Annotated in this window: 12 protein-coding genes; 5 read left to right on the forward strand and 7 right to left on the reverse strand. The window is 51.2% G+C overall.

What is annotated here, in order from left to right; genetic code table 11:
- Positions 1-26: 26 nt before the first annotated feature.
- The 4 genes from AC5JLP_RS20620 to AC5JLP_RS20635 all read left to right on the forward strand — a co-directional run bounded on the left by AC5JLP_RS20620 (position 27) and on the right by AC5JLP_RS20635 (position 1,725).
- On the forward strand, positions 27-314 hold the full coding sequence (locus AC5JLP_RS20620; protein ID WP_496069824.1) for a hypothetical protein: 288 nt from the start codon (positions 27-29) through the stop codon (positions 312-314).
- Positions 311-766, forward strand: coding sequence for a type II toxin-antitoxin system VapC family toxin (locus AC5JLP_RS20625; RefSeq protein WP_496069825.1), 456 nt, complete (start codon positions 311-313; stop codon positions 764-766). Before AC5JLP_RS20620 ends, AC5JLP_RS20625 begins: the two co-directional genes overlap by 4 nt.
- A 454-nt stretch (positions 767-1,220) precedes the next feature.
- On the forward strand, positions 1,221-1,502 hold the full coding sequence (locus AC5JLP_RS20630; protein ID WP_496069826.1) for a hypothetical protein: 282 nt from the start codon (positions 1,221-1,223) through the stop codon (positions 1,500-1,502).
- Positions 1,503-1,566: 64 nt separating this feature from the next.
- Positions 1,567-1,725, forward strand: coding sequence for a type II toxin-antitoxin system HicB family antitoxin (locus tag AC5JLP_RS20635; RefSeq protein ID WP_496069827.1), 159 nt, complete (start codon positions 1,567-1,569; stop codon positions 1,723-1,725).
- Here the strand turns inward: AC5JLP_RS20635 and AC5JLP_RS20640 are convergent.
- Together AC5JLP_RS20640 and AC5JLP_RS20645 are read right to left on the reverse strand one after the other, a co-directional pair.
- Complete coding sequence (locus AC5JLP_RS20640; RefSeq protein ID WP_496069828.1) at positions 1,722-1,970, reverse strand: hypothetical protein; 249 nt, start codon at positions 1,968-1,970, stop codon at positions 1,722-1,724. The genes AC5JLP_RS20635 and AC5JLP_RS20640 overlap by 4 nt on opposite strands.
- Positions 1,971-2,028: 58 nt before the next feature.
- Positions 2,029-3,333: an ABC transporter substrate-binding protein gene (locus AC5JLP_RS20645; protein ID WP_496069829.1), complete on the reverse strand. Its 1,305-nt coding sequence runs from the start codon at positions 3,331-3,333 to the stop codon at positions 2,029-2,031.
- Positions 3,334-3,593: 260 nt separating this feature from the next.
- On the opposite strand from AC5JLP_RS20645, the gene AC5JLP_RS20650 reads away from it, so the two are divergent.
- Positions 3,594-4,856 carry a hypothetical protein gene (locus AC5JLP_RS20650; protein WP_496069830.1) on the forward strand — a complete coding sequence of 421 codons (1,263 nt, stop codon included), beginning with the start codon at positions 3,594-3,596 and terminating at the stop codon, positions 4,854-4,856.
- Positions 4,857-4,895: 39 nt separating this feature from the next.
- Here AC5JLP_RS20650 and AC5JLP_RS20655 read toward each other — a convergent pair whose 3' ends face one another.
- The 5 genes from AC5JLP_RS20655 to AC5JLP_RS20675 form a co-directional block, all read right to left on the reverse strand.
- Positions 4,896-5,723, reverse strand: coding sequence for a SirB1 family protein (locus tag AC5JLP_RS20655; RefSeq protein WP_496069831.1), 828 nt, complete (start codon positions 5,721-5,723; stop codon positions 4,896-4,898).
- Between the two features lie 57 nt (positions 5,724-5,780).
- A complete protein-coding gene (locus AC5JLP_RS20660; protein ID WP_496069832.1) occupies positions 5,781-7,337 on the reverse strand; it encodes an FAD-dependent oxidoreductase in 1,557 nt (518 codons plus the stop codon).
- A gap of 93 nt (positions 7,338-7,430) precedes the next feature.
- Positions 7,431-8,606, reverse strand: a complete 1,176-nt coding sequence (locus AC5JLP_RS20665; RefSeq protein WP_496069833.1) for a beta-ketoacyl-ACP synthase — start codon at positions 8,604-8,606, stop codon at positions 7,431-7,433.
- Between the two features lie 118 nt (positions 8,607-8,724).
- Complete coding sequence (locus tag AC5JLP_RS20670) at positions 8,725-9,486, reverse strand: peptidylprolyl isomerase (RefSeq protein WP_496069834.1); 762 nt, start codon at positions 9,484-9,486, stop codon at positions 8,725-8,727.
- Between the two features lie 81 nt (positions 9,487-9,567).
- Positions 9,568-10,134 (reverse strand): photosystem I assembly protein Ycf4, encoded by a 567-nt coding sequence (locus AC5JLP_RS20675; protein WP_496069835.1) that lies wholly within the window; start codon positions 10,132-10,134, stop codon positions 9,568-9,570.
- Positions 10,135-10,712: the final 578 nt, after the last annotated feature.

Consider the following 10,712-nt stretch of genomic DNA (forward strand, 5'->3'; position numbering starts at 1 on the left):
TTTTGGAAATCAAGTAAGTAATCTAATTGGCACTACAGAAAAATCTTTATTTCGCAAAACTGCAAGTTATGCTGCGAGAAGACCTTAAGAAGGAACTGGATACACTCAACGACGATCAACTCAAAAAGGTTGCTGATTTTGTTGCATTTATTGAGTCTCAATCTGAACAAGCCGCGACATCTGTTCCGTTTTGGCAAAGAGCCACACCTGCTGAAAGGGCAAGGGACTTTCGTGGATGGGTTCTACAGCTTCCTAAAGGTAGTCCGAGCTTGCCTGACGAAGCCTTTGACCGCGACAGCATTTACGAAGAATGACTCGATATTTGCTTGATACGAATGTTGTAATGCGTTTCTGCAATGCTTCTGATGTACAACATCGCCTTGCAACTGATGCTATCTCTCGCTTATTGGCGCAGGAAGATGAATGTTTGCTTACAGCGCAAGTGCTTGTTGAATTTTGGGTTGTTGCTACACGCCCAGTTGATGTTAATGGCTTGGGATGGACTGTAGAACAAGTAAGAAACACGATCGATCAACTGCTTGATCGCTTTCCGTTGCTAGAGGAAACATCGCAGATTTTTCCAACCTGGTTGAACCTGGTCACAAATAGTAAAGTGATTGGCAAACGAACTCATGATGTTCGTCTTATTGCCACGATGCTTGCACATGGAATTACCCATCTTTTGACCTTTAACTCAAGCGATTTTGCAATCACATCGAGTATTACAGTTATCCATCCACAAGGTCTAGCAAGCTTTGAGGCATGATTGCGGAAACAAGCAATAGCTATGTCTAAAATTGCTACTGACTGCTGACAAGATGACTGCCAGTAATAAAAAATCCCCAGCGGGAAGCCAGGGATTGATCAGGGTGCATCTACCACTCCTTTCTTCTGGTTATGCCGAGGTCATCAGGAAGAATCGTATGAATTTAGCGGAACGAATCGATTCTCAAACGGCTGCCGACGGTTAGAAACAAAAAAATCCCCGACATGAAGCCAGGGATTTGATCAGGGTGCATCTACCACTCCTTTCTTCTGGTTACGTCGAGGTCATCAGGAACAATAGGCAATTTTTTTGAGGCGATATCTGGTTCAGCCCCGATCGCCCTTTACAGCTTTGTTCTGTGTTCATTGCCCGGTATTACCAGGGTCAAAAGGGCGAACTTGCTATGATCTTGAGGGTTGTTGCCTGTCCTACCTTATAGCGATCGCCACGCGCTATGACTAACCCATCATTTCATGCCTGCCCAATTTGTTCCGCTCCCGTGCAGCATCAAGAGCGGTATCCGCAAGCGGTTTGCCATGCTTGTTACGAAAAAGCCTGTGACGCTCAAGGGCAACAGCTTAGCTTCTTCAATGTCTCTATGAGCGGCGGGTTTGGCGCAGTTATCGCTGACACGCAAGAAGACTACCCCAGTCATCTTTGCTATATCGAAGGAGTTACGTGCTGGGCTGATGAAGCTCGCTTCGGTGGCATCGTCATGCAGCCCCATAGCGGTTGATGCCTTGAACATCTAAGGTTCGTTACAATTTGAACGGCTGCATCCCACAACACTTTTGAGAACGATGAAGCTAAGAGTTATCCTGGAGCCAAGCGAAGAAGGCGGTTACACACTCCATGTTCCCTCACTGCCCGGTTGCATCAGTGAAGGGGAAGATATTGAAGATGCGCTCACAAATATTCAGGAAGCGATCGCACTCTATCTTGAACCGGATTATTTCTAACCCTTGCCTTCTTCTTGAAGCAGTTTATCTTTGGAGTCGCCCCAGTAAGCGCTGTACGTCCACACTTCGTTGCTGCCCTTGGGTTCCATCGACCAGCGATAGATGACCGACTTCGGTTCCACGCCAATTTCGATGAGCTTGGCACCCATGTAGTAATGCATCTGCTCCTTCGTGCGTGTTTTGAAGGCGTTCGGCTTGTTTGCTTCGATCGTGCGTGTAATGTGTGCCTGAGTATGCTTTGCCATCGTGTTGCTTAAAGATCCTTTTTCAGTTTCCAGAATAAAAGAGTTTAAGGATTAAAGGTTAGGCGCGCTGATTCCATTGATCGGCGGCTTCAGCGATCGCCTGATCCACCGTTTTCTGCCCCAGCATCGCGGCTTGCAGGTTATCGTAGATCACTTTTTGCAGTTGCTTTACGTCCTTCATCGCTGGAATGAGCACTTCAGCATCTTTTAACTGTTGGGCGCTGATAATGCGGGCTTTGTCTACGGGTGTGGCATCCGCAGGCGCAGTTTGAAAATAGCTGTCCTGTAAGGCTTTGACGGTGGAGGGCAGCACATTGGCGGCTTTAGCAAACGAAAGTTGGTTCGCATCGTTGGTGACAAAAAGGGCAAACTTCAGTGCGGCTTCGGGAACGTCGGTATCTTTGGGAATGACCACATTCATGACGGCCACGTTCTTCTTGCCCGTTTCACCCGTCAGTTGAGGCGCAGAGGCCGAAGCTTTGGCGATCGTCGGTGCGTTCTTGGCAATGGTATTCAGAAATTCGGCACCGGATGCCAGAATCGCGGTTTGCCCTTGCTGGTAGAGGTCGATCGCGTGACGATGGCCTTCGGTAAGCGCTTCCTTGGGCATCAAACCGTTTTTGTACAGGTCAACCCAATACTGGAACGCTGCTTTACCCTTGGGTGAATTAAACGCCGCTTTGCCCTGAGCATCGACTAAATCCACACCCATCTGCACAAACGATTCCAGCACCTCGCCAGAGTCCTCGGGGACAACGGTAACGAAGAAGGCATATTTTCCCGTTTTGTCTTTGATTTGTTTGGCGATCGCAGCCAACTCTGCATAGGTTGCAGGCGGTTTGCTAACCCCCGCTAGCTTCAAAATGGCGGTGTTGTAAATCGCCACGCGCGTCGTGAGATACCAGGGAATGCCAAAGCTTTTCTCATCCAACGTGCTGGCTTTCCAGATGTTGGGGAGGTACTGCTGCTGTGCTTCATGGGAAACCGTGCCATCCAGAAGCATCCAGGCATTCCGCTGTGCCAGTTGGGAAGCAAAATCTGGGTTCAAGTTCACGACATCTGGCGCAGTTTTGGCAGAGACCGCAGTGAGAATTTTGCGCTGCATGTCTGCCCAGGGCACGTCCACCCATCGGATCTTCACCGTCGGATTTTCCTGTTCAAACTGAGCAATGAGCTTGTTGAAATAGTCAGTGAAGTCAGGCTGGAGCTGCATTGTCCAGAATTCGACTTCTTGCTTGCTAGATGCCGTTTGTCCACTATTGCCAGCGATCGGTGTGCCCGTACTGCAACTGATCAACCAACTGAGCAAGCAGCCCAGCAGCGCGAAAAGACCGATTTGTTCCCAGGTTTTTGTCCGACTCATGGCACGTGAAGGCTAACAGGGGTTGAATTGATGTTGGGAGGGATGACTTGCCTGCGGTGTGGTTTGTGTTCGCATGTGGGTCGATCGCCTCGTTTAGTTTAGAGGATGTGGTGCGACCTATGGGCGATCGGGCTTCGACTGCATCGTCAAACTCTTTCTTTTTATAGAGGCTTTTACATCCAGGGACTTCTAAACTCGACCGTTAATCATGACTTTAGTACCATGACTTTGGTATTTGTTTCAGACAAGCGGAGTTTCCTATGTCTATCCTACGCCTGACCGCGTTCTTGTCGGTGGCTTTCGTGCCGTTTATGCTGCCTGGTAAGGGGTTCAGCCAATTAGCCCTGCAAGCGCGATCAGTGACAGCCACCCAAACAGAGCCGATCACGGTTGAAGCTATTACCACGATTGCTCAGGCCACAACAACGGGACAGGCGACCGGAACAACTCAGTCATCGGATTTTTCAACCCCTGGTACGAATTTGCAGACGCCTGGTGCAGGTATACAAACGCCTGGTGCAGGCTTACAAACCCCTGGTACGAATTTGCAGACACCCGGTACAAATTTGCAAACTCCTGGCGTCGGTCTACAAACTCCTGGCACAGAGCTACAAACTCCCGGTGTGGGTGGACAGTCCTCTGGAGTTGGCGGGCAATCTGCGGGAGTTGGAGGACAATCTGTGGGGGTTGGCGGGCAATCTGCGGGAGTTGGCGGGCAATCTGTGGGCGTGGGTTCACAAACGTCTGGCGTGAGTTCGCAATCTCAAGGGGTCGGAGGGCAGTCTACTGGTGTTGGAGGGCAGTCTGCGGGTGTCGGAGGACAAACGTCCGGGGTTGGAGGACAAACGTCCGGGGTTGGCGGGCAGTCTGTAGGTGTAGACTCCCAAACGTCTGGTGTAACTCAACCAACGACTGGGACATCTGGTACTGCGGGGCAAGCCTCTGATGGTCAAGCGATCGGGCCAAGTCTGCCGTTGTCAACAAAGGTTCCGGGAGCTGAGCAAACGTTTGTCAACGGTCGTTCTACCGGAACAAGACAGGTCGCACCACCCATCAGCCAACCGTCCTCTTCAGGCGTGACTGGAACACAGGTTGGCCCCAACACTACTGTGTATCCTCCTCAATTGATTGAGGGAGGCGGCACCGCTCCCTCAACGACTCAGCCTGCTACAGGTACGCCTGCAAATAGCGCAGCGCCACTGCAACCTCAATCTACTACACCCCGCACTGGGACGACTACCACTGCTGCATCAGGTACAAGCCAAGCTTCACCTGCTCAGCCTCAGCCAGGGCAAGGTACGTTGGATACGGCTTTACAGCAAGCCACCTGTACGCAAAATTGGCAGCAAGCCATTCGATTGGTGAATACCGCGATCACCGCTACGCCTGTAAGCCAAGCCAGCTACCGGGCGCAACTGGTTTCCTACCGCAGTCGATTACAAACCCTTCAGGCAAAAGGTGTACGGGCACCCAATTGGTCACAACAGTGTCGAGGTGGTGTGGCAAAGGTGCCGGGGCAGTAATTGAGAGGGCGGAGGGATTAAGGAGTGGGCTATAGCGGTTCAGGGAGTCTTTTCTCTAAGTGCTTTTAAGAGTTTTTGGATACTCGAAGCATCGGGGGCGGCTGGTTCAAGGGCGAGGTAAGCAGTCAAATCTTGCTGTGCCTCGGTTGGGCGATCGGTGCGGTAGTAAACCAGTCCCCGATCGCGCAGTTCAGTGGGTGCATTGGGAAAAAGGAGCAAGAGCCGATCGATCGCCGCCAGTGCATGTTGGAAATCGCCTCGATCGATGTAAACGACCTTTAAATTGGTCAGCATGCGTGACAGGTATTGGCGGGTCGTGACAGGTTGCAGAAAGGCGGGGTTCAGGGCTACTGGATGTCCATATACTTGAGCCAACCGTTCTTCGCAATCCTGTGGAAAGAGAATTTCGCCTTGATGGAAAGCATCGACGCAAATTTCGGCATCCTCAATGACCGGACGGATCAAGAAATGTCCTGGCATATTAATGCCCACCATCGGGAGTCCAATGCGACGTGTGATCGAAAGATAGACCAGTGACAGCGTAATGGGAATCCCCGTGCGACGATCAATGACTTCATTGAGAAAACTATTGCGCGGATCGTAGTAATCGGTCGTGTTGCCTACAAACTCCAATTCGTCGTAGAGATAGCGATTAATCGCTTGCATCTTTTTCAATGGATAGGATTCGTTGGGCGATCGTCCTTCCACGTCTGTTGCCATGTTGTCCAGCACCTTCAGGTATTCCTCCACGTCTAGCGCTGGATAATCTTCTTGCGCCAGGTAGAGTGCCGCCCGTTCCAGATCAATCTGCTCATCTGGTTGCTGGACTTCGCGGTGAAATAGCTGTCGTGCGAGAGGAAACGGCATAGGGAGAGGATAAAGGGCAAAAGGCTAGAGGCTGACTGCTAATTCAACTCAAAACTTTCATCCTTCATCTTTCCCGTAGTCCCTACCCGATCCGTACTTCAGCGCTTCACGCCAGCGATCGCAGTAATAGCGAGGGACTGGGGGAAGGGTTTTCATCCAGGGTTCTAAGGAGCGTGCGAGTGGATAAAGGGCAGCGTAGGCGGCGAGGGCAATGTAGTGAAACAGCCAGTCAATCAGCGTTGGCAATCCTACTTGCGGCACGATTTTTAGAGCGATCGTCGGCTGAGTGAGCGTTGTTTGCGCCAGCGTTTGAAAGAGGGCAGAAAACTGCACGACATCTTGCAAAAAAGGCTTGATTACGGGATCACCCAGAGTTTCCATCGCCTGAAACACGATCGCCAGCAGTTCGTTGATTTGATTAGGGTTGATCGTCTGGTTAATGCCAACGCTCATCGATCGCTGAAACAGCCACGTAACCGACAGGTTGGGCTGGTAGGGATGCAGTCGCGACAAAGCGTCCCGCTTCAGGGTATCGCTTTCCAGAGCTGCATGAATGCCACTGGTGAGTCTTGATAGATGGCGGATCATGGCACCAAACCCGCCAAAACTGAGGGGAGACTGGCTACCACTACTGTCGCCGATGGGTAGAATATAGTCCCACCTGGGTTTGAGGGGGCTTTGACGATAGCAGGGAAAGAAGCCAAACAGCGCTCGTTTAAACTGAAGCTGCTCTAAGGACACCTGCTGATAGTCGGGTAGGAGGCGAAAGTAGTCGTCAAAAAGTGTCTCCAAACTGGGTCGATCGGGATGCGCGTCCAGGTAGGTAAACAGATAGGTGGTGCGTCCATCGCGTGCAGGGAAGGCTTCCCAAAAATACTGACACTGCTTTTGAATCGGGGTAATGGTAGCGATCAAATCGCCAGAGGTATTGTGAGAAAAGCCTTCCGCACAGGTGCCGACGACGAGACACACCGCATCTGGTTTCTTACCCTGCCGCGCTTGCTGCACGATCGGCGAAAAATGCCCCATCGCATCCAGCATGAGGCGCGTTTTAAGGGTGTGTTGCCCGGCTGTAACTGTGACCCCGTTGGCGTGAACGATCGCCCCATCAACGGGAGTGTTTTCAAACAACTGACCGCCATGCGTCAAGAATTTTTGCTTCAGCGTTTCTAGCAGTACTACTGGATCAACGCCAATGTTCAACACATCCCTAACCTGCACAGGCGGACTACCTCGAAAGGCAATACGCGATGGGTTGAACGAGGTGGCGATTGTCTGTGCTAACTCCGCTTCACTTAACAGCGCCAGTTCGACGAATACCTGCAACTCTTGGCGCGAAATATTCCACTCCTGATCACGCCCCCGCAGCACCCCACGTTCCAGCAAGGCTACACGCCAGCCCCGTTGTGCCAAAGCTGCCCCCAGCAAAATGCCCAGCGTTCCACCGCAAATGACCACATCCCATGCAAGGTCGATCGCATCCCGCCTTTCTTGAACGACAGTGGGTACTGGCTGTGTGCCCTCTCTCAGCGACTGCCAAAGGGCATCCACTCGTCGCAGCTCATCCAGCGGGGTTCCGGGCATTTGGGAAAGAATCTGGGTAGTCAGCGTCATGGCAAACCAGCTTCATAGTCAATAGTCTGAGTGTATCGCGTTCTCTTCTACCCGACTCCCGGCTTCTACCCTTTGCCTTATGCTCTCTGCCCTCTAAGCTACCCCAAACGCGATCGCCGCATTCTGTCCACCAAACCCAAAGCTAAGACAGAGCGTTGTGTCAATCTTGCTGGGCAGCGGTTGTGTCACAAAATTGAGCGCAAATTCTGGCTGGCTTAGCCCAACACAGGGCGGTAACCGTTGATGCTTTAAGGCCATGAGGCAGAAGGCCGCACCGATCGCGCCCGAAGCCCCAAGCGCGTGACCAGTCGCTCCTTTGGTAGAACTCACAGGCACTTTATGCGGAAAAAGCGTTTGAATGAGATGCGCTTCGTTGCGATCGTTGAGGGCGGTTGCCGTCCCATGAGCGTGAATGTAATCAACCTCAGCCGCATCCAAGCCTGAACGCTGTAAGCACTGTCTGACAGCGGCGATCGCGGCTCGACTTTCTGGTGCTGGTGCGCTGACATGATAGGCATCGGCTGTCAGCCCCGTCCCCAAGAAGCGACCATAGACCTTTGCGCCCCGCTGTGCTGCCAGGTAGCATGCTTCCAATACCAGGATTGCGCCGCCTTCCGCTAAGACTAGCCCTTCGCGGTAGCGATCGAACGGGTAGACTCCTGTTTTGGCTAGCGCACCCATTTGAGTGAAGCCGATTAGCGTCAGTGGTGTGATAGGAGTTTCGATTGCACCAACCAGTACCCGTTCATACTGTCCAGTCCGAACCAACTCAAAACCCTGGGCGATCGACCATAACCCAGTTGCACAGGCTGCCATCGGTGCCTGCACGGTTGCCTTTGTTTGGGTATAACGAGCAGTGGCGATCGCGGCAGCATGGGGCAGCGTCTCTAACCAATTTGAGGAGGGTGTAGGGTGTAGGGTGTGGGGTGTGGGGTGTGGCTTCTCCCATCCTCTTGCCTGCTCACAGAACCTTGCGCTTGCTAACCGTTCCCACTCTGCTTGATTACTCCGACTAGACCCCACAACAACCGCACAATCCGGTAGAGGTGGCCTTAGTCCAGCGTCCTCAAGTGCTGCTGCAACGACTTGCTGAGTTAAGGGCGCTAGGGAAGATGGCTGTTCATCAATGAGTGCCAGTGGACATGCACTCAACGCTGCAAACGGCTTACCTTGACGTATCCCTGATTCACCTGCCAGTAAGCGCTTCCAGGTTTGACTCAGCGATCCCAGGGCTGAAACTAGACCGATTCCAGTAACGACCACATCCATAAGTGGAAAGGCTAAAGATTCAGAAAGGCTGAAGTATGAAGGCTAAAGGCTAAATCATTGTCCACTGCTTTTATCTTTGATACTTGAGCCTCTATCCTTTCCTTCTTTCCTTCATCCTTTAGCCTTTCTTCAAATTCTCCAAACCTTTCACTACCTTTGCCGACTCAATGCGATCGCCCTGCTGAATTTTATCCACCGTTTCCATGCCCTGAGTGACATAGCCGAATACCGCGTAGTTACCATCCAGAAAATTTACGTCAGCCAGCGTGATGTAGAACTGTGATGAAGCGGAATCGGGTGGTTGCGATCGTGCCATTGCCAGCGCACCTCGCTTGTGGGTTAGCTTTGGCTTTGCTGAAACCCCAGCCATTTCAAAAGTCTGGTGGTAAACAGGGCTTTTCGCGCCTACAGGTGTAATTTCGAGAGGAACGTAGCGGGGCTGTCCCGTTGCCGGATTGACAAAGCTACCTGTGCCCAACTGTTCTGGCGGAAAATTTGGGTTTTTGCTCTGTGGATCACCACCCTGCACGACAAACGGCTGCGGTTCGCGGACGACACGGTGGAACACCAACCCGTTGTAGACGCCACGCTGCACCAAATCTACAAAATTTCCGGCAGTGACAGGCGCATTGGTGCCATCCAATTCGGCGGTAATCGTGCCACCTTTCACGACGATCGCCACCGTTGCCTTTCCTTCCAGCCGGGGAATGTCAGAGGCTTGTGGGCTGCTACTTGCCTGCACAACGGGAGAAGATGCCGTTTGCGTCGGTGACGGATTGGCAGCAGACGATTGTTCACCTGATTGGGGCAAACATCCTCCCAACACGATAGCACTCGTCACGACTACCAACGCTAACCATTGTCGCAAAGTCCTAACCATAGCCATTCACCATCTGAACCAAAACGAATCATTATGACACGAGAGTAAGACTAGCACTTAGCCTTCAGCTTTAGCCTTTTCCTAAAGCCCTTCGAGCGGCACACTCAAAAAGCGAGCCAGTTCTGCGCCTTCGTTCTCCAACTGAGACAAAGATAGGGGTTGCCCCACACGAGTCAGCGGTACATCCCGCTTTCCTTTAACCCGTAAGGAAAGGGTGCGTTTGGGATTGAGACCTTCCCTCAAATCCACTTTGACGGCTTGTACATCGTCCAGTTTGTAAATCAGCTCAATCTTACGGTTCTTACCAGGAAAACCCCAGCGAAAAATGCTCGCCTGCCCTTTGGCTTTGTCAAATTCGTTATAGCCACCACCGACATCCCAAAGAATGGTCAGCCACAAGTACAGGCTAAAAAGGGTTCCGACTAGCCCATAGAAGCCCATAGCAATTCCCTGGGGGATAAATACCAGTTGGGTCGGATCAGAAAACGGGAGCAGATTTACGTGGAGATAGCTTGAAATGCTAGCAAATAAAAAGCCTAACGCTCCAACAGAAACAATCACCGCCCACCAATAGTTACTGAATCGGCGAGATCCGATTACTCGTTGACGCAGAACACTTGTTTCAGAAGCAGTGGTTTGTGCAGTCATGGTGTATGCAATCTTATTGAGCAATAACGACTCAGCAGATCTTTATTTCTTAAGATCTTCATTTCCAAGACCTCCATTTTAACGGATGTCGGCAGCGGCCTTTGCTCCAAGACTGTTAGAAATTTAAGACCATAAAACGGTCTGGAAATGAGGTCATTATTAATCTTTATTTAAACTTGTATCGAATTTCTACAATTCGTTCGAGTCAATGCGTCTTGATTCGACTCGTTCGCTCACTTTAAGGTACGTAACACGTATAATTGCCTATCGGATATGGCTGAATTGCAGCGATCGCGGTTCGGTTTAAGTCGTTAGTCAGCCAGTTCAACGGCATAACGTGCTCACTTGTCAAGTAGTTTTAGCTATTAAAAGTGGGGCTTACGATTGCTGAGACTTTACATGTAGGTTTGTAAAAATTCTGATTTCTCCTATTATGTATAGACATATGAATCCATTCACTCTCTAGAACGATATCGATCGGAATAGAGGGCTTGCAATTTTAGTAATGCCAGAGGATTTCACTCTATGACCATAGCTGTCGGGCGTGCGCCAGCGAGTCGGGGAGCGTTTGACGTTCT

This window comes from Stenomitos rutilans (assembly GCF_059505485.1).

Excerpts from the sequence above, each read along its gene's own strand:
- AC5JLP_RS20625 (WP_496069825.1), top strand. The coding sequence starts at position 311 with ATGACTCGATATTTGCTTGATACGAATGTTGTAATGCGTTTCTGCAAT.
- AC5JLP_RS20630 (WP_496069826.1), top strand. The coding sequence starts at position 1,221 with ATGACTAACCCATCATTTCATGCCTGCCCAATTTGTTCCGCTCCCGTG.
- AC5JLP_RS20635 (WP_496069827.1), top strand. The coding sequence starts at position 1,567 with ATGAAGCTAAGAGTTATCCTGGAGCCAAGCGAAGAAGGCGGTTACACA.
- AC5JLP_RS20640 (WP_496069828.1), bottom strand. The coding sequence starts at position 1,970 with ATGGCAAAGCATACTCAGGCACACATTACACGCACGATCGAAGCAAAC.
- AC5JLP_RS20645 (WP_496069829.1), bottom strand. The coding sequence starts at position 3,333 with ATGAGTCGGACAAAAACCTGGGAACAAATCGGTCTTTTCGCGCTGCTG.
- AC5JLP_RS20650 (WP_496069830.1), top strand. The coding sequence starts at position 3,594 with ATGTCTATCCTACGCCTGACCGCGTTCTTGTCGGTGGCTTTCGTGCCG.
- AC5JLP_RS20655 (WP_496069831.1), bottom strand. The coding sequence starts at position 5,723 with ATGCCGTTTCCTCTCGCACGACAGCTATTTCACCGCGAAGTCCAGCAA.
- AC5JLP_RS20660 (WP_496069832.1), bottom strand. The coding sequence starts at position 7,337 with ATGACGCTGACTACCCAGATTCTTTCCCAAATGCCCGGAACCCCGCTG.
- AC5JLP_RS20665 (WP_496069833.1), bottom strand. The coding sequence starts at position 8,606 with ATGGATGTGGTCGTTACTGGAATCGGTCTAGTTTCAGCCCTGGGATCG.
- AC5JLP_RS20670 (WP_496069834.1), bottom strand. The coding sequence starts at position 9,486 with ATGGTTAGGACTTTGCGACAATGGTTAGCGTTGGTAGTCGTGACGAGT.
- AC5JLP_RS20675 (WP_496069835.1), bottom strand. The coding sequence starts at position 10,134 with ATGACTGCACAAACCACTGCTTCTGAAACAAGTGTTCTGCGTCAACGA.